This window comes from Methylopila sp. Yamaguchi (genome assembly GCF_002897035.1).
Lineage (GTDB): Bacteria > Pseudomonadota > Alphaproteobacteria > Rhizobiales > Methylopilaceae > Methylopila.
The window spans coordinates 1-18,077 of the sequence record NZ_BAUX01000015.1 but is presented as its reverse complement, the minus strand read 5'-3'; the positions used below and the strand labels follow the sequence as shown (position 1 = coordinate 18,077).

The window sequence follows — 18,077 nt, the reverse complement described above, 5'->3', positions numbered from 1 at the left end:
GCATGGTCCGCGACGCGCCGCGTCAGATTCCGCTGTCGCTGCCCCACGTGGCGCGGTTCGGCGACGAGGACTTCCTCGTGGCCCCGCCGAACGCGGAGGCGCATGCGCTGGTGACGGGATGGCCGCGCTGGCCGGACCGGCTGCTGCTGCTCGTCGGCGGCCCGGGCGCCGGCAAGAGTCATCTCGGCGCCATCTGGGCGCGGGCGAGCGGCGCCGCGGTTACGCTGACGCCGGACCAGGCGATCGCCGCGCTGCGGGCGGCTGGAGACGAGCCGCGCGTGCTGCTCGACGGCGCCGAAGGCGCAGACGAAAACGCGTTGTTCCATGTGCTCAACCTCGCGCGGGAGCGCCGGGCGCATCTGCTCGTCACGGCGCGAAGCGTGCCGACCGCGCTCTGGCCCACGCTGCCGGACCTAGCCTCCCGCCTGCGCGCTCTCCCCGTCGCGCGGCTGGAGGCGCCGGACGACGCCACCATGAAGGCGGTGCTTGTGAAGCTGATCGACGATCGTCAGCTTGTGGTCGAGGCGGATGTCGTCGAATACGTCGCGCGCCACGCCGAGCGGTCGCTTGGCGCGCTGAGCGATCTCGTCGACGCTCTCGATCGGGAATCGCTTGCGCGGAGCAGGCCGGTCGGCCGGGGCCTCGCCGCGGACGTCCTCGCCCGCATGAGGGACCAGGAAGACTGAAGATGGACGTCGCCAAACCGTCATCCGTTCGTCGTATGCAACCGCGCCGCGTCCGGAAGCCTGCGCCTCCGCCGGCGGCGCCGACACCGACGGAGACCGAGCCGATGGCCGAGATCGCAAGCGTGCCGCCCCGGGCCGCAATCGCCGAAGCCAAGCTGGAGTCGGCGCCCGAGCCTGTCGCCGCGGACCGCCAGGGCGACCCCTCCCGCTTCGTGAACCGCGAGATTTCCTGGATCTGGTTCAACCGGCGCGTGCTGGAAGAGGCCTCGAACGCCTCGCACCCGCTGCTCGAGCAGCTCCGGTTTCTCTCGATCTCCGCGAACAACCTCGACGAGTTCTTCATGGTCCGGGTCGCGGGCCTGCGCGGCCAGCTCCGCTCGGGCCTCGTCGAGCGGAGCCCCGACGGCCTGACGCCTGCCGAGCAGCTGGCGAAGATCGGCGAGGTCGTCTCCTCGCTCGCCCGCGACCAGCAGATCCGCTGGCTGGAGCTTCGCACCCAGCTGGAGGCGGCCGGCATTTCCCTGGTCGAGGCCTCGGCGCTGACGCGGACGGAGCGGGTCTGGATTGAGGACTACTTCCTCAACTATGTCTTCCCGGTGCTGACGCCGCTCGCGGTCGATCCGGCGCATCCCTTCCCGTTCATCCCCAACCTCGGGCTCACCATCGCGCTGCAGCTCGCCCGCCAGCGTGACGCCCGGCCGCTGAACGCCCTGATCCGCATCCCCGCCCGGATCGACCGCGCCATTCGCCTCCCGGAGAGCGAACCCGGCGTCACCCGGTTCATTGGGCTCGAGCAGGTGATCGGCCTCTTCATCGGGCGTCTGTTCCCCGGCTACGAGGTCAAGGCGCAGGCCGGCTTCCGCGTCATCCGCGACAGCGACCTCGAAGTGGAGGAGGAGGCGGAGGATCTCGTCCGCCTGTTCGAGAGCGCGCTGAAGCAGCGGCGCCGTGGCTCGGTGATCCGCCTTGAGATCGAGAACACCATGCCGCCGGAGCTGCGGGCCTTTGTGGTGGCGGCGCTCGGCGTGTCCGACGACGAGGTGTTCGTCGTCGACGGCGTGCTCGCGCTGGGCGATCTCAACCAGATCGTCTCGATTGATCGGCCCGACCTGAAGTTCAAGGCCTACAACCCGCGCTTCCCCGAGCGCGTCCGAGACGCGGGCGGCGATTGCTTCGCCGCGATCCGCGAGAAGGACATCGTCGTCCACCACCCCTACGAGAGTTTCGACGTGGTGGTGCAGTTCCTGAATCAGGCGGCGCGCGACCCGAACGTGGTCGCGATCAAGCAGACGCTCTACCGCACCTCGTCCGACAGCCCGATCGTGAAGGCCCTCGCGGAGGCGGCCGAAGCCGGGAAGGTCGTCACGGCGCTGGTGGAGCTGAAGGCCCGCTTCGACGAAGAGGCGAACATCCGCTGGTCGCGCGATCTGGAGCGCGCTGGCGTGCAGGTGGTGTTCGGCTTCATCGAGCTGAAGACGCACTCCAAGCTGTCGCTGGTGGTGCGCCGCGAGGGCGGCGGGCTCACGACTTACTGCCACGTCGGCACGGGCAACTACCATCCGATCACGGCTCGGATTTACACGGACCTGTCGTTCTTCACCGCCGATCCCGTGATCGGACGCGACGTCGGACGGTTGTTCAACTTCATCACGGGCTACGCCGAGCCGGCCGAGCTCGAGCGCATGGCGGCCTCGCCGCACACCCTGCGCAAGCGCTTCCTCGGCCACGTCAAGGAGGAGATCGCCCACGCGAAGGCGGGCCGTCCAGCCGCGATCTGGGTGAAGTGCAACAGCCTCGTGGATCCCGAGATCATCGACTCGCTCTATGACGCCAGCCGCGCCGGCGTGCAGGTCGACTGCGTGGTCCGCGGCATGTGTTCGCTGAGGCCCGGCGTCGCGGGACTGTCGGAGAACATCCGGGTGAAGTCGATCGTCGGCCGGTTCTTGGAACACAGCCGCATCTACGCCTTCGGCGCCGGCTCCGGCTTGCCGTCGCCGCAGGCCCACGTCTACATCTCCTCGGCCGATCTGATGCAGCGCAACCTCGACCGCCGCGTCGAAGCCATGCTGCCGATCCTCAATCCGACCGTGCACGAGCAGGTGCTCGACCAGATCATGGTGGCGAACCTCAAGGACAACCAGCAGAGCTGGGCGCTGTTGCCGGACGGGACCTCGCGCCGCATCGTGCCCGTGGAGGGCGAAGAGCCCTTCAACGCGCACCAGTACTTCATGACCAATCCGAGCCTCTCGGGACGAGGGAAATCCGTGAAGACAAGCTCACCTCGACGGTTGGCCAAGCGTGGCTGAGGCCTCTCTCGCGTCCGCGGACGCCGTGGAGGCCGGGCGGAAGGCTCTGGTCTCCAAGCGCGCCCTGCCGCCGGGTCGTCTGCCGTGCGGCGCGCCTGTGGCGATCATCGACATCGGATCGAACTCGGTCCGGCTTGTGGTCTACGAGGGCCTCACCCGCGCGCCGACGGCGCTGTTCAACGAGAAGGAGCTATGCGCGCTTGGCCGCTCGGTCGCGGTCACCGGCAAGCTGTCGGACGCCAGCATGGCGAAGGCGCTCGCGGCGCTGCGGCGGTTTCGTGCGCTGAGCGACGGCATGGGCGTCGAGCGGCTCTACGTGCTGGCGACCGCCGCCGCGCGCGACGCCGAGAACGGCGCCGCCTTCATCGCCGAAGCCGAAAGCATCTGCGGCGTGAAGGTCGGCTTGCTGTCGGGCAAGCGCGAGGCGGAGCTCTCGGCGCTCGGCGTCGTCTCCGGCGTCTACCGGCCGAATGGCGTGGTGGGCGACCTCGGCGGCGGCAGCCTGGAGCTCGTCAACATCTCGAAGACGAAGGTCGGCGAGGGCTCGACGCACCCCCTCGGGGGCCTGCGCCTTCAGGACGCCTCCGAGCGCTCCATCAAGAAAGCAGACCGGCTTGTCCGCGACGCGCTCGACGGCGTTACGGCGCTCGGCAAGCTGAAAGATCGAACGTTCTACGCCGTCGGCGGCACCTGGCGGGCGCTCGCTCACATGCACATGGTGCAGAAGAACTACCCGCTCCACGTCCTCCACGGCTACACCATCCCGGCCAAGGAAGCGCTGGAGTTCTGCCGCCTCGTTCGCCGCGTCGATCCCGAGACGCTGCCGGGCGTCTCGACCGTGTCCGCCGAACGTCGCCCGCTGCTCGCCTATGGCGCGCTGGTGCTCGAGCACATCATCCGGATCGGCAAGCCGAGCGAAGTCGTCATGTCCGCGCTCGGCGTCCGCGAAGGGCTGCTGTTCGAGCTGCTGGACGACGATGGCCGGCGTCAGGATCCTCTGATCAGCACCGCGATCGATCTCGGCTATCTCCGGTCGCGCGCCCCCCGGCACGGCTTCGACCTCGTGGACTGGACCGACCGGCTGTTCCGCAGCGTGGATCTCGACGAGGAGGCCGAAGAGAAGCGCTGGCGGCACGCAGCCTGCCATCTGGCCGACATCGCCTGGCGCGCGCATCCCGATTACCGCGGCCAGCAGAGTCTCGAAACCATCGCTCACGCCGCGCTGACAGGGCTCGACCATCCCGGCCGCGCCTTCATCGCGCTCGCGGTCTACTACCGCCACATGGGCCTGCTCGACGACGAGTCGAGCCCGCGCATACGCGAGATCGCCTCCACCCGCATCCTCGACCGGGCGCGCATCCTCGGCGGCGCGATGCGGGTGGGCTACCTCGTCTCGGCCTCGGTGCCGGACGTGCTGCCCCGCGCCCCGCTCACCATGCGCAAAGGCGTGCTCACGCTGCGGCTGCCCGCCGAACTCGGCGATCTAACCAGTGACCGCCTGCGCAACCGCTTGGCCAAGCTCGGCAAGATGCTTGGACGGCCGACGGCGATCATCGAGGTCTGAGACGCCAACTCGTCGGCGCTCGGCCTTGCAGTCCGGATAAGAAGCGGGTCAGTCGCCGGCGACTGGCGCGCTCGCCGGGTCGGCGGCGCGTTCGCCTCGGCCTCCGCGACGGCGACGGGGCTGTGGGGCGGGCAGGGGGCCGTCCTCCGCCGGATCGCGGGCGAGCGTCACCACGCGTCCGCGCTCGACCGCGAGCGCGAGCTCGCCCGCCTTCAGCTTGAGCGCCTTGTCGCCGAACAGCTCGCGACGCCAGCCGTGCAGGGCCGGAACCTCGGCCGCGTCGTCGGCGGCGATCCGCTCGAGGTCGTCGCTGTTCGCGATGATCTTGGCTGCGACCGCGTTCTGCTCGGCGATCATGCGAAGCAGAACCTTCAGCAATTCGACGGTCGCCGGGTTCGCGCCCGCCCCGCCGCGGTCGCGATCGATCTCCGGCAGGCTCGCGGGATCGAGCGCGAGCCCACGGGCGACCGCCTCCAGAATCTCCTGCCCCGCCCGCGAGCGTTCGTAGCCGCGCGGAAAGGTGCGCAGGCCGCCGAGCGCGTCGGCGGTCTTCGGCGCGCGGGTCGCGACCTCGAGCAGGGCGTCGTCCTTCAGAACCCGTGAGCGCGGCACGTCGCGGCCCTGCGCCTCGCGCTCGCGCCAGGCGGCGACCTCCATCAGCACGGCGAGGTCGCGCGGCTTCTTTACCCGCGACCGAAACCGCTGCCACGCGTCATCCGGCTCGGCGCGGTAGGTCGCGGGGGAGGTGAGCACCTCCATTTCCTCCACCAGCCACTCGGCGCGGCCCCGCTTTACGAGGTCGGCGGAGAGCTTCGCGTAGACCGTCCGGAGGTGCGTGACGTCGGCGATGGCGTAGGTGATCTGGTCGTCCGACAGCGGGCGCCGGCTCCAATCGGTGAAGCGCGAGGACTTGTCGAGCGTCACGCCCGTCGTCCGCTGCACCAGCTGGTCGTAGGACACGCTGTCGCCGAAGCCCAACACCATGGCGGCGATCTGGGTGTCGAACACCGGATGCGGCACGAGTCCCGCGAGATGATGGAAGATCTCGATGTCCTGCCGCCCGGCGTGGAACACCTTCAGCACGCTCTCATTCGCCATCAGGTCAAACAGCGGCTGGAGGTCGATGTCCGGCGCGAGCGCGTCGACCACGACTGGGCCCTCGTCGTCGGCGAGCTGCACGACGCAGAGTTTTGGCCAGAAGGTGGTTTCGCGCAGAAACTCGGTGTCGACCGTCACGTAAGGGGAGCGGGCGAGGCGGGCGCAGGCGGCGGCGAGGTCGGCGGTTGCAGTGATCATCATGTCGTCTCCGCATATAGCGGAGTCGATCGCCACCGTCATGTCTCGCCGTTGCGCGAATGTCAGGGGCAATCTGTGATGGGCACGCCGTTTTCGGTCTCCTGCCGCGGGGATGGGCACCACTTCGCCAGATCAACCAGATAGGGCGCTCGATCTGGAATCTTCGCGCGCATCTGCGACAACGCCATCTGTGCGGCGTCGGACGTGGCGACGGGCAGCACGCTCCGGTAGAAGCCCTGTCGTCGGAAGATCCGCGCCCCCGTGAACGGCGTCACCTCGTTGATAGCGTCCCGCAGCAGGCGGTCAGCGCCAAAAACCACAGCATTTCCCGTGAAGGCAGCCGGCGCGCCGGCGCGTTGCGCTTCTATCGAGGCCCGAAGCGCCGCGTCGGTTGCGCGTTGCACTCGGTCCTGAACTGCAGTCGGAATTGCCCCTCGGGCTTCGACCGCCGTCTCCGCCGCCTGATCGCCTACAGCCGTTGCTTCCGCCACCTTCAGGTCCCGTTTCGCCTGAAGCGTCTCTGGATCAATTCGGATCGACCGCGCGATCTTGAAGATCACGTCGCCGACCGGCGTTCCCGTGAGCCTCTCCGCTGGAACGAAGATCAGGATCGCGACTAAAATGACCGCGACGAGCGACAGCGTGAGCTTTAGGGCCTCATTGCTCGTCACGAGCAAGAGTCGGAACCGCTCCATTGTGTGGCGCCCCTCACGCCGTTGACTAGAGTGTGTTGCGGATTAAATGCGCGTTATGCGCGCATTGCAAGCGCCTTCCGGTGGTGTCGTTGGGGTCGTCTTGACAAGCGGACCGCGCCCATGCCGTGGTCCCGCGGCTTTTCCGGCTGCGCGCCGAACGACCTGGGACGACACCAAGATGCACCGCTACCGCACCCACACCTGCGGCGAACTCCGCTCCGACCATGTCGGCGAGACCGTTCGCCTGTCTGGCTGGGTCCATCGCGTCCGCGACCACGGCGGCGTGCTGTTCATCGACCTGCGCGACCACTACGGCCTGACGCAAGTGGTCGTCGATCCCGACAGCCCGGCGTTCAAGCTCGGTGAGACGGTGCGCTCGGAATGGGTGATCCGCATCGACGGCGCCGTCCGCACCCGCCCCGCCGGCACAGAGAACGCCGAGCTGCCGACCGGTCAGGTCGAGATTTACGCGCGGGAGATCGAGGTGCTTGGCCCGGCGGCCGAGCTGCCGCTCCCGGTGTTCGGCGACCAGGACTATCCGGAAGAGACGCGTCTCCGCTACCGCTTCCTCGATCTGCGCCGCGAGAAGCTGCACAGGAACATCATGACCCGCGGCGCGATCATCGACGCCATGCGCGCCAAGATGAAGGGGCAAGGCTTCTTTGAGTTCCAGACCCCGATCCTGACGGCCTCCAGCCCCGAGGGCGCGCGCGACTTCCTGGTGCCGAGCCGCATCCATCCCGGCAAGTTCTACGCGCTGCCGCAGGCGCCCCAGCAGTACAAGCAGCTCATCATGATGAGCGGCTTCGACCGCTACTTCCAGATCGCGCCCTGCTTCCGCGACGAGGACCCGCGGGCCGACCGGCTGCCCGGGGAGTTCTACCAGCTCGACCTGGAAATGAGCTTCGTGGAGCAGGAGGACGTGTTCGCGGCCGTCGAGCCGGTGATCACCGGCGTGTTCGAGCAGTTCGCGGGCGGCAAGCCGGTCACGAAGAGCTGGCCGCGTATCCCCTACGCGGAGGCCATGCGGAAGTACGGCTCCGACAAGCCGGACCTGCGCAACCCGCTGGTGATGCAGGACGTCTCGGAGCACTTCCGCGGCTCGAGCTTCAAGGTGTTCGCGCGCATTCTTGAGACCGAAGGCAATCAGGTCTGGGCGATCCCGGGGCCGACCGGCGGCAGCCGCGCCTTCTGCGACCGCATGAACTCCTGGGCGCAGGGCGAGGGCCAGCCGGGCCTCGGCTATGTGATGTGGCGCGAGGGCGGCGAGGGCGCGGGGCCGATCGCGAACAACATCGGTCCCGAGCGCACCGCCGCGATCCGCGAGCAGCTCGGCCTCAAGGAAGGCGACGCCGCCTTCTTCGTCGCGGGCGACCCCGCGACCTTCGTCAAGTTCGCAGGCGCGGCGCGCACTCGCGTGGGCGAGGAACTGAAGCTCGTGGACCACGACCGGTTCGAACTCGCCTGGATCGTCGACTTTCCGTTCTACGAGTGGAACGAGGAGGAGAAGAAGGTCGACTTCAGCCACAACCCGTTCTCGATGCCGCAGGGCGGGCTCGACGCGCTGAAGAACCAGGACCCGCTCACCATCAAGGCGTTCCAGTACGACATCGCCTGCAACGGCTATGAGATCGCCTCCGGCGGCATCCGCAACCACCGTCCGGAGACGATGGTGAAGGCCTTCGAGCTCGCCGGCTATGACGAGCAGACGGTGATCGACCGGTTCGGCGGCATGTACCGCGCGTTCCAGTACGGCGCGCCGCCCCACGGCGGCATGGCGGCGGGCGTGGACCGCATCGTGATGCTGCTCACAGGCTCGACCAACCTGCGCGAGATCTCCATCTTCCCGATGAACCAGCGCGCCGAGGACCTGCTGATGGGCGCGCCGACGCCGGCGACCCCGCAGCAGCTCAAGGAGCTGCACCTCCGGACGGCGCTGCCGAAGGCGTGACCCTCTCCGGTCACCCGTCCCGGGTGACGATCGTCAGGTCGAGCGCTTGGGCAAGCCCAACGGGGCCCAGTCCGATCAGGCCGAGCACGCGAAGCAGGCGCGTGTCGGCGCCCTTGGGCGTGATCGCCACGTCGAGCGCGCCGCCCTTGCGGATGAACAGCCCGAGCGCGCGCCCCGACGCGTCGGCCGAAGGGCCGAGGATCTCGACCACCGTCTGCTCGACCTGTTGCGCCAGCTCCTCCCGGTAGACGTCGGGCGGACGGCCAACCCGGTCCGCGGCGTAGGCGAGCGCGGCGGCGAGGCCGCCGTGGTCCACGACCTTCAGCGCGAAGGGCTCGACCGTCACCTCGGACAGCTTCTGGATCAGTTCGCCGCCCCGTTCCACAACGACCTTGGGGTCGACGTGGGCGAGCGCGCCGGTAAGGCTTACCTCGGCGACGCCCGGAGCGTCGTAGGCGAGCTGCTCGAGCTTCAGGATCTGGGTGGTGGCGTCGAGCGAGACGCCGGCGGCGAAGCTCAGATCGATCTCCTCGACTCCCGCGTCCTGCAGATAGCGGCCGATCCGCCACCGCGGCGGCAGGGGCGCCCGCAGGCGCTCGACGGCGACGCTGATGTGGTTCGGCAACGCCGCCGCGACGGCGCCCCGTTGACCGGTGCGCAGCTTGGCTGCGCGAACCACGTTTCCAGCTCGGACGATCTCGACGTCCGTAAGTTCGGCGGAGGCGGCGCGCGGCGTCAGGCCCATCATCTTCTCAGCCGGCGGCGTGCTCGTGAGCAGGATCTTGTCGTCGCCGACCTCCTGGGCGTAGGCGAGCAGCCCGGTGGCGTCGAAGTCCGTGATGGCGCCGCTTCCGGCCGCCGCCGAGGTTTCCGTCGTCCCGGCGCGAAAGGCTTCGAACCGAAGCCCCCCGACGCGGCCGTCCGCGACCGCGGCGACCTCAAGCAGTCCGAAGGACGCGCTGCGGGGCCCCTCGTCGTCGAACGACAGCGCCGCGTCGGCGGCGGCGAACCGGTCGATCGCCACGGCCCGCACCCCGTCGACGGCCATCAGCATCAGCTGGCGAACCTCGGCCGGCGTCAGCGGGTCGCTTGAGCGCGTCCTGTCGGCCAGCTGATCGATGGCCTGGGTCGGGAAGGCGAGGGGGCGCAGCGCCAGGCCCTCGAGCGACAGCCGTCCGACGGTCGCGTTCATCACGCCATAGGATGCGGTCGGCGCCCGCAGGGAGGCGCCCTGAACCTCGGCCCGCGCCACGGCGATCTCGCGCTCGCCCTGTCCGTCGCCCGCCTCGAAGCGCATCAGCGTCGGCAGGCTGACGCCCTCAAGCGTAGCCGCGCCGAGGCGGAGCGTGTTGGTTGCGTCCGCGCCGGCGCCGGGCCGCGGACTCATCGAGAACTCGACGCTCTCGATCGTCGCTCGGCTGACGACCCCGTTGGTCGCGGCGTCGAGGACCAGATTGCGGATGGTGCGAGTGGACTTCAGGTCGGCGTTGACGCTCGTCATCTCGGGCACGCGCCCGCTGCGGATCGACACCTGCGCGATCATGTCCGCCTGCGTGCGCGCCGCTCGCCCGACCCGGGGCGGACTGACGAGACCCTGGGCCGGGCCCTCGTAGCCGGCGATCTCGATGGTCGGGATGGCGAGCGTTTCGTTCGCGAGGGCGACGGATACGTTCTCGAGGCGGATCGAGTCCGCCACCATGCGATTCTCTCGGCCTCCCGGCCGCTGGACCGTGAGCCGGCCGATCTGGATCTTGGCGCCGTCGGCGCCCGGAGAGTCCACCGCGATGTTCGTGACGACGAGCGACTGCCGGAACAGGTCGTACTCGACTTCCCCGCGGCTCGCGACGGCCGTGTTCAGCCGCCGGATCCGCTCAAGAGCGCTGTCCACTTCCGAGGCGGCGAAGCGGTTCGCGACCGCAGGCGCCAAAGCGAGACCGACGAAGGTCAGGCCGAGCGCAAGCGCGACCCCGATAATTCCATGCCGCTTCTTCATGCTCGAGGATGATCTCCCTCCGACGCGGCGCTCGGCGCGCCCGACGCTTAGCGTTCGCACGCATGATCCGGTTCCGCCCTGCGCTTGACGACCGGTCGGCTTGAAAGCGTGCGCCGTTCGCAGGCATGGTGCGGCCGCTCCGCCGCTGCGCAACTCCGAGGCCGCCTTCCATGACGCAAACGTTCATCTGCATCCGCTGGGGGAGCCTGTACGGTGCGGATTACGTCAACAAGCTCTACGCGATGATCGCGCGCAACACGCGCCGTCCGTTTCGACTGGTTTGCTACACCAATGACGGCGCGGGCGTCCGGCCGGAGGTCGAGATTCATCCGCTGCCGCCGATCGACATGCCGCCGAGCCACATGTGGAAGTCGTGGCGCAAGGTCTCGCTCTGGGCGCGCACGCTGGAGGGCATATCCGGCCGGGTGCTGTTCCTCGACCTGGACGTCGTGATCACCGGCGACCTCGACCCCTTTTTCGACTACGCGCCCGAGGCGGACTTCGTGGTCGCCGAGAACTGGACGCAGATGGGAAAAGGGATCGGCAACACCTCAGTCTACCGGTTCGAAGTCGGCGCCTTTCCGGAGATCTACGAGGCCTTCATGAAGGATCCGGCGGGCACGATCGCGAGTCATCAGAACAGCCAAACCTACATCTCGCGCACGATCGGGGAGCGAAAGCGGTACTGGCCCGCGCCGTGGTGCGTCAGCTTCAAGCACAGCCTGATGCCGCGCTGGCCTCTGAACTTCATCAAGACGCCCGAGCTGCCCGCGGACGCCAAGGTCATTTGCTTCACGGGTCGGCCCAATCCCGACGAAGCCCGCGACGGCCGCTGGCCCGCGCCGCCGGTGAAGCGGATCTACAAGCACGTCCGGCCGACGCCGTGGATCGCGGCCAACTGGCGGGAATGACGTGAGCGGACTGACCGGACGTCCTCTGCGCGCGATCGCGCTGTCGGACGGCGTCGCAGGCCATGACCGCATCACGCTCGGCGTGCTGACCGCGGTAGCGCGCCGGCGAGCGGTGCACACGCGGTCCCTCGGGGTTCGCGAACGCGGCGCGGGCTCCCGCCGGCTGGACCGCCTTCACGCGCGGCTGGCGCCGTTCGAGAGGTTTTGGTCGGCGCGGTACGAGGCGGCGCACGCGGACGCGCCGTCCCCTGTGGCTCTTGCGCGCGAGCCGTTCGATATCGTGGTGTCCGCCGGCCCTTCGACCGGCGCGGCGAACATCGCGCTCGCGCGCGCGACCGGCGCCCGATCCATCTACTTCGGCTTTCCAAAGCTTCCGCTGATCCGTGAGTTCGATCTTCTCCTGCGGCCGGACCAACCCCGCCTTGGCTTTGGCCCCGGCGAGGTCGTGCTCCGCCCGAGTGAGATCGACCCCGACCTGCTCCCGCCGCCCCGCCGGGGCGCCGAGCGGAAGCGGGTCGCCCTCATGCTCGGAGGGGTCACGAAGTTTCACACCTTTACGGACCAAGACTTCCAGGGTTTCGCCGCGATCGTTCGGACCCTGACGGCGGCAGGTCTTGAAGTCGTCGTGTCGAATTCGCGCCGCACGCCCCCGGACGCGTTCGACGCCTTCGTCTCGGAGCTGGCGCCGCGGGGCGCCAAGGTGACGATCATCGATTTTCGCAGGGGCGGCTTGATGTCGAACGCCGACGTTTTCGCAACCGACGCCATCATCGTGACGGCCGACTCGATGTCGATGATCGCCGAGGCGATCGCCGCGCGGCGGCCAACCGTCGTCGCGCGGCCGGACGGCTACCGCCCGCCCGCCCGTGACGCCCGGGAGATTGCGACTCACGTCCGTTCAAATCTGGCCCTCGAGAGCAGCGTTTCCGCGCTCGCTCTCCTGGACTGGATCAACAGACTGGACGGATTGCGCACATTGGAGACAAACCCGCTCGACAGGCTCGCCGACGTGCTCTCGGCCGTGCTGCCGCCGAAGATGGGGGTCTAGGCTGTTGCAAGGGTTGAACGACTGCCGTCGCCGCCGGATGCCAGCGGCGGACTAGAAAATCTCGGGCGCGCCGTTGGCGGCGGCGGACGCGAGCGCCCGATGATCCGCGGCCTCGAGGAGACCAGAGCGGGGCGAGTCACCCTCAGTTGAGGGTGGCCAATTTCAAAAACTGTGCGAAAAGGCCGCATTAGACGTCCGACCTAGAGAGCGGCCGCGGAGGGGATCGATCAATGTCCAGCAATATGTCCGACGACCTGCGGAGCGGCGCGCTCGTCTATCATCGCGGCTCCGCGGCCACGGGCGCCCGACCGGGCAAGATCGAGATCCAGGCCACCAAACCGCTTGGCAATCAGCGCGACCTCGCGCTCGCCTATTCGCCGGGCGTCGCGGCCGCATGCGACGCCATCGCGGAAGATCCGGACCAGGCCGCAGAGCTGACCGTTCGGCAGAACCTCGTCGCCGTGCTGTCCAACGGAACCGCGGTGCTTGGCCTTGGCGACATCGGCCCGCTCGCCAGCAAGCCGGTGATGGAAGGCAAGGCCGTCCTGTTCAAGAAGTTCGCCGGCATCGACGTGTTCGACATCGAAGTGGCTGAGAAGGACGCGGGCCGGCTGGTCGAGGTCATTTGCGCGCTCGAGCCCACCTTCGGCGGCATCAACCTCGAGGACATAAAGGCCCCCGAGTGCTTCGAGGTCGAGGAAGCCTGCAAGAAGCGCATGGGCATCCCGGTCTTCCACGACGACCAGCACGGCACCGCCATCATCGTCGCGGCCGCGATCACCAACGGCCTCGAGCTCGCGGGCAAGAGCATCGCGGACGTCAAGATCGTCACTTCCGGCGCGGGCGCCGCCGCGCTCGCCTGCCTCAACCTCCTCGTGACCCTCGGCGCGAAGCGCGAGAACATCTGGGTGACCGACATCGAGGGCGTGGCCTATCTCGGTCGCGAGGCCCTGATGGACCGCTGGAAGGCGGTTTACGCCCAGGACACCGACAAGCGGACGCTCGGCGAAGTCATCGACGGCGCGGACGTCTTCCTCGGCCTGTCCGCCGGCGGGGTGCTGAAGCCGGAGATGGTCGCGCGGATGGCGGATAAGCCGATGATCCTCGCGCTCGCCAATCCCAATCCCGAGATCATGCCGGACGTCGCGCGCGAGGCGAGCCCCGGCGCGATGATCTGCACCGGCCGCTCGGACTTCCCGAATCAGGTCAACAACGTCCTCTGCTTCCCCTACATCTTCCGCGGCGCGCTCGACGTCGCGGCGACCGAGATCAACGAGGAGATGAAGGCCGCCGCGGTCCGCGCAATCGCGGCGCTCGCGCGCGAGCCGTCCTCCGACGTGGTCGCCAAGGCCTATGGCGGCGAGACCCGCCTGTTCGGCCCCGAGTCCCTGATCCCGAGCCCGTTCGATCCGCGCCTGATCCTGCGCATCGCGCCGGCTGTCGCTCGCGCGGCGATGGAGAGCGGCGTCGCGCGCCGGCCGATCGCCGACTTCCGGGCCTATGAAGACCAGCTCAACCGGTTTGTGTTCCGCTCCGGCTTTGTAATGAAGCCGGTGTTCGCGGCGGCGAAGGCGGCGCCAAAGCGAGTGATCTACGCCGACGGAGAGGACGAGCGCGCGCTGCGCGCGGCCGAGGTGTCGCTGGAGGAGGGCATCGCGACCCCGATATTGATCGGCCGTCCCCACGTCATCGAGGTCCGCGCCAAGCGCTGGGGCCTCACCCTGAAGCCGGGCGACGTCGAGGTGATCAACCCCGAGGACGATCCGCGCTACCGGGACTACGTCTCGCTCTATCTGGAGCGCGCCGGCCGCAGCGGCGTGACCCCGGACCTCGCGCGCACCGTGGTGCGGACGAACTCGACCGCGATCGCGGCCCTCGCGGTGATCCGCGGCGACGCCGACGCGATGATCTGCGGCCTGGAGGGTCGCTTCCACGATCATCTCGGCCTGATCGACGAGGTGATCGGGCGCAAGGCGGGCGCGCCGGACTACTCGACCCTTTCGCTGCTCATCACGGCCCGCGGCGTCTATTTCCTCACCGACACCTACGTGACGCCGGAGCCGGACGCACGCAGCATCGCCGAGAGCGCGATCCACGGCGCGAAGAGCGTTGAGCGCTTCGGGATCACGCCGAAGATCGCTTTGCTGTCGCATGCAAGCTTCGGCTCCCACGACACGCCCTCGGCCCGAAAGATGCGGGACGCGCTCGCGATCATCCGGGAGGCGGCGCCTCACCTGGAAGTCGACGGCGAGATGATGGCCGACGTCGCGCTCTCGCCCGTGCTCCGGGAGCGGCTGCTGCCGAGCTCGACCCTGTCCGGCGAAGCCAACCTCCTGGTGTTCCCGAACCTCGACGCCGCCAACATCAGCGCCCAGCTGATCAAGGCGGTGGCGGACGCGCTCCCTGTCGGCCCCATCTTGGTCGGCGCCAACCGCCCGGCGCACATCCTTACCCCCTCGGTCACGGCGCGCGGCGTCGTGAACATGACCGCGCTTGCGGTCGTCGAAGCGCAGGTGGGCGAAACCGCAGGGGGTTAGCCTCGCATTAAGCTAGAACGCGCATTTTCATCGAGCTTGCGCGCTTCGCCGTTCCTGGACGCAGAGGCAGGCTCTGAGGCGGGGTGTCGGTGCGAAACGGAGGGGCTTCCTGGCGGAACACGGTGCTGATCGGGATTGCGCTCGCCGCCGTCCCGATCATCGGCATCAACGTCCTGCTCGGGGCTAATCTGATCACCGGAACCCAGCGCGAAGTGGACTACGTCGCGGGCGAGGTGCTCTCGCTCTCTGAGGCCCGGCTCGACGACGCCGCTACTGCGTTGATCGGCGTCGGCCTCAAGAACGTCGCGGGATGCGCGCCGTCCGTCACCGACGTGCTCCAGAAGGCCGAGCAGCGGGCGAGCTTCATCGCGGAGATCGCCCTGCTCGACAAGTCCGGCGCGGCGGTCTGCGCGGCGGACGGCCGGCCGCGCGTGGTGCGCCGCACGTCGCCGGAACACGACACGCTCAACCCGAACGTCACCCTCGCCACCGTCTCGATCGGAGAAACGGGAGCCTCGCAGCTCATCCGGCTGACCTGGGAGAGCGAAGGTCAGACGTCCGTCCGCGTGTTGATCCCAGGCGAGCGTCTCTTTCCGCACTTCCTCAAAAGTCGGCTGACCGCCGCCTTCATCGCGCAGCTCGCGACCGTCGACGGCACGCCGGTCGCCCGGCGCTCGCTTGTCGAGGACGTCGCCGACGAGGGGCCGTCGCGTCTGCCGTCGCTGATCTCCACCGCGGCGTCGCAGCGCTACCCCTTCAAGGTCGACATCGAGGTGCCGGGCAGCGCGCTGCTCCGGGCCAACGCCGGCCTGTTCTTCTACGCCAACATCGGCGGCGGCGTGTTCGCGATCGTGGTGGCGTTCGGCGTCTACCTCTTCCGCCGACGGATGGGCGGTCCCGTGCGCGAAATCGCCGACGGAATCCGCGACGGCGAGTTCGTGCCCTACTACCAGCCGGTGATCGACATCACGACGGGGAAGCTGGCGGGCTGCGAGGTGTTGGTCCGCTGGCGCCGCCGGAACGGGACGATCGTGCCCCCGGGCCGGTTCATCGCGCTCGCGGAAGCGAGCGGCGAGATCTTCCCGATGACGCTCGCCCTCATGGAGGCTGCGCGCGACGAGCTCGCGGACGCCTACGCGCGCCTGCCGCAACTCAAGGTGGGCTTCAACCTGTTCGCGGGCCATTTCGACGATTCGGACATCGTCGACGACGTGCGGCGCATCTTCGAGGGCTCCCCGGTTCGCATGAATCAGCTGATGTTCGAGGTGACCGAGCGCCAGCCGCTGAACGACATCCCGCGCGCGCGGCTCGTCATCGCCAAGCTGCAGGCCCTGGGCGTCCGGGTGGCGTTGGACGACGTCGGCACCGGCCACGGCGGGCTGTCCTACCTGCTGAAGCTCGGCGTCGACGTCATGAAGATGGACAAGATGTTCGTCGACGCGGTCGGCACCGACCGCTACTCGATCGCCATCGTCGACAGCATGGTGAAGCTTGCGAACGACATGAGCCTCGAGCTCATCGCGGAGGGCGTGGAGAGCTTCGAGCAGCTCGAATATCTGCGGGCCAAGGGCGTCCGTATGGCGCAGGGCTACGTGTTCGCGCCCCCGCTCCCGGGCGCCATGTTCCTGCAGCTCGTGGCGGCGATGAACCCTGAGGCGATGAAGACGCCGGCCAGGACCCCGGGCAGCTTCGGAGTCGGGCCGCTGCGGATGATGAACGCGCGTTGATCGCCGTGCGCGACTGATCCAGCTTCGCATCGGGCGCGAATCTCGAAAGCACGCCCCCGCGGAGGATCGACAGATGCCGTCCATGATCGCGCGTTTCGCCGGAGCGCTTGTCGCCTTGGTCGTGTGCCTCTCCGCGGCGCACGCCGCCGAACGCAGCGAGACCACCGCAGCGGCCTTCGCGTTCGACGGGCTGGAGGGCGGCAAGATCCGGCTCGCGGCTTACGTCGGGAAGCCCGTTCTCGTGGTGAACACTGCCTCCCGCTGCGGCTTCGCGGGGCAGCTGGGCGACCTGGGAGAGCTTTGGGCGCGCTACCGCGACCGGGGCCTCGCCGTGATCGCGGTGCCGAGCGACGACTTCCGCCAGGAGCCCGGCGACGCGGCCACGATCCGCCGCTCAGCCGAGAGCCACAACGCGACCTTCCCATTCGCCGCCAAGCAACACGTCACGGGCGGGGACGCGCATCCGTTTTACCGCTGGGCCGCCCGCTCGTCGCCGGACGGCGCGCCGCGCTGGAATTTTCACAAGTACCTCATCGGAGCCGACGGCGGGGTGGTCGCGAGTTTCGGACCCTCGACAAAGCCAACCGATCCGAAGGTCGTGGCCGCCATCGAGCGCGAACTGAACGCCGCGGGCGCCGTCTCGGTCCGCTGACCGCTCGCGGGGGGCGTGGGATGACCGCCTGGAGCGATCCCGTGCTCGGCGTGTACTGCGAACGGCTCGACGCGTCGTTCTGGGCGGAGCCCGCAAACGCCGCGACCAACGCCGCGTTCATCATGGCCGCCGCGATCGCCGCACGGCGGCATCGCGGCGACCGCCCCGCGCTGGTCCTGGCCGCGATCGTCGCCGTCATCGGCGTCGGCAGCTTCCTGTTCCACACCTTCGCGACGCGATGGGCGCTGCTCGCCGACGTCGCGCCGATCCAGCTTTTCATCGCGGTCTACTTCTGCCTGGTTCTCCGCCGCATCGTAGGGCTCGGCGCGTTCTGGGCGGTCGTCGGAACATCCGCCTTCATCGCCGCCGCAGCCGCCTTGCCCACTCTCGCGCCGGCCGGCGCGCTGCGCGGGTCGCTCGGCTACGCCGGAGCGTTGCTTGCGCTGATCGGCATGGGAGCTGCTCTCTCGCTCGCCAAAGAGCCCTGGCGGCGAAGCGCCGGCAGGGGCCTGCTGGCGGCCGCCGCGCTGTTTGCGGCGTCGCTGGCGTTCCGGACGTTGGACGGCCCGGCCTGCGCCTACTCGCCGGTCGGGACGCATCCGCTGTGGCATGTGCTGAACGCCTGCGTCCTGCTTGCGCTGATCGAAATCTTCGGTCGCGCCCGCCTCGCGAAAGTCGCGGCGAAGCACCACTAGCCGCCGCGTCCGCCCG

Annotated in this window: 13 protein-coding genes; 10 read left to right on the top strand and 3 right to left on the bottom strand. The window is 68.9% G+C overall.

Going from position 1 to position 18,077, the window contains the following annotated elements:
- Positions 1-2: 2 nt before the first annotated feature.
- The 3 genes from METY_RS16180 to ppx all read left to right on the top strand — a co-directional run bounded on the left by METY_RS16180 (position 3) and on the right by ppx (position 4,556).
- Positions 3-686, top strand: coding sequence for an HdaA/DnaA family protein (locus METY_RS16180; protein WP_103122425.1), 684 nt, complete (start codon positions 3-5; stop codon positions 684-686).
- 104 nt (positions 687-790) lie between these two features.
- The gene (locus METY_RS16175; protein WP_103122424.1) at positions 791-2,992 is read left to right on the top strand and encodes an RNA degradosome polyphosphate kinase; all 2,202 of its coding nucleotides are present in this window, start codon (positions 791-793) and stop codon (positions 2,990-2,992) included.
- Positions 2,985-4,556 (top strand): exopolyphosphatase, encoded by a 1,572-nt coding sequence (ppx, locus tag METY_RS16170; RefSeq protein ID WP_244593697.1) that lies wholly within the window; start codon positions 2,985-2,987, stop codon positions 4,554-4,556. Before METY_RS16175 ends, ppx begins: the two co-directional genes overlap by 8 nt.
- A 48-nt stretch (positions 4,557-4,604) precedes the next feature.
- On the opposite strand, the gene rnd is transcribed toward ppx, so the two are convergent.
- Both rnd and METY_RS16160 read right to left on the bottom strand, forming a co-directional pair.
- Positions 4,605-5,855, bottom strand: a complete 1,251-nt coding sequence (gene rnd / locus METY_RS16165; RefSeq protein WP_103122423.1) for a ribonuclease D — start codon at positions 5,853-5,855, stop codon at positions 4,605-4,607.
- 59 nt (positions 5,856-5,914) lie between these two features.
- On the bottom strand, positions 5,915-6,529 hold the full coding sequence (locus METY_RS16160) for a hypothetical protein (RefSeq protein WP_146035740.1): 615 nt from the start codon (positions 6,527-6,529) through the stop codon (positions 5,915-5,917).
- Between the two features lie 196 nt (positions 6,530-6,725).
- Here METY_RS16160 and aspS point away from each other — a divergent pair, with 196 nt between their 5' ends.
- Entirely contained in the window at positions 6,726-8,498 is a 1,773-nt protein-coding gene (aspS, locus tag METY_RS16155; RefSeq protein ID WP_103122421.1) for an aspartate--tRNA ligase, read from the top strand.
- Positions 8,499-8,508: 10 nt separating this feature from the next.
- Here the strand turns inward: aspS and METY_RS16150 are convergent, their stop codons facing one another.
- On the bottom strand, positions 8,509-10,491 hold the full coding sequence (locus METY_RS16150; protein ID WP_103122420.1) for a hypothetical protein: 1,983 nt from the start codon (positions 10,489-10,491) through the stop codon (positions 8,509-8,511).
- 170 nt (positions 10,492-10,661) lie between these two features.
- On the opposite strand from METY_RS16150, the gene METY_RS16145 reads away from it, so the two are divergent.
- The 6 genes from METY_RS16145 to METY_RS16120 all read left to right on the top strand — a co-directional run bounded on the left by METY_RS16145 (position 10,662) and on the right by METY_RS16120 (position 18,061).
- A complete protein-coding gene (locus METY_RS16145) occupies positions 10,662-11,402 on the top strand; it encodes a hypothetical protein (RefSeq protein WP_103122419.1) in 741 nt (246 codons plus the stop codon).
- 1 nt (position 11,403) lies between these two features.
- Complete coding sequence (locus tag METY_RS16140) at positions 11,404-12,450, top strand: ELM1/GtrOC1 family putative glycosyltransferase (protein WP_103122418.1); 1,047 nt, start codon at positions 11,404-11,406, stop codon at positions 12,448-12,450.
- 230 nt (positions 12,451-12,680) lie between these two features.
- Positions 12,681-14,987 (top strand): NADP-dependent malic enzyme, encoded by a 2,307-nt coding sequence (locus METY_RS16135; protein ID WP_103122417.1) that lies wholly within the window; start codon positions 12,681-12,683, stop codon positions 14,985-14,987.
- A gap of 122 nt (positions 14,988-15,109) precedes the next feature.
- Positions 15,110-16,714: an EAL domain-containing protein gene (locus METY_RS16130; RefSeq protein ID WP_244593696.1), complete on the top strand. Its 1,605-nt coding sequence runs from the start codon at positions 15,110-15,112 to the stop codon at positions 16,712-16,714.
- A gap of 73 nt (positions 16,715-16,787) precedes the next feature.
- On the top strand, positions 16,788-17,366 hold the full coding sequence (locus METY_RS16125; RefSeq protein WP_103122416.1) for a glutathione peroxidase: 579 nt from the start codon (positions 16,788-16,790) through the stop codon (positions 17,364-17,366).
- A gap of 20 nt (positions 17,367-17,386) precedes the next feature.
- Positions 17,387-18,061 (top strand): ceramidase domain-containing protein, encoded by a 675-nt coding sequence (locus tag METY_RS16120; protein WP_103122415.1) that lies wholly within the window; start codon positions 17,387-17,389, stop codon positions 18,059-18,061.
- Positions 18,062-18,077 lie beyond the last annotated feature (16 nt).

Excerpts from the sequence above, each read along its gene's own strand:
- aspS (WP_103122421.1), top strand. The coding sequence starts at position 6,726 with ATGCACCGCTACCGCACCCACACCTGCGGCGAACTCCGCTCCGACCAT.
- METY_RS16125 (WP_103122416.1), top strand. The coding sequence starts at position 16,788 with ATGCCGTCCATGATCGCGCGTTTCGCCGGAGCGCTTGTCGCCTTGGTC.
- METY_RS16180 (WP_103122425.1), top strand. The coding sequence starts at position 3 with ATGGTCCGCGACGCGCCGCGTCAGATTCCGCTGTCGCTGCCCCACGTG.
- rnd (WP_103122423.1), bottom strand. The coding sequence starts at position 5,855 with ATGATGATCACTGCAACCGCCGACCTCGCCGCCGCCTGCGCCCGCCTC.
- METY_RS16175 (WP_103122424.1), top strand. The coding sequence starts at position 791 with ATGGCCGAGATCGCAAGCGTGCCGCCCCGGGCCGCAATCGCCGAAGCC.
- METY_RS16120 (WP_103122415.1), top strand. The coding sequence starts at position 17,387 with ATGACCGCCTGGAGCGATCCCGTGCTCGGCGTGTACTGCGAACGGCTC.
- METY_RS16135 (WP_103122417.1), top strand. The coding sequence starts at position 12,681 with ATGTCCAGCAATATGTCCGACGACCTGCGGAGCGGCGCGCTCGTCTAT.
- METY_RS16150 (WP_103122420.1), bottom strand. The coding sequence starts at position 10,491 with ATGAAGAAGCGGCATGGAATTATCGGGGTCGCGCTTGCGCTCGGCCTG.
- METY_RS16145 (WP_103122419.1), top strand. The coding sequence starts at position 10,662 with ATGACGCAAACGTTCATCTGCATCCGCTGGGGGAGCCTGTACGGTGCG.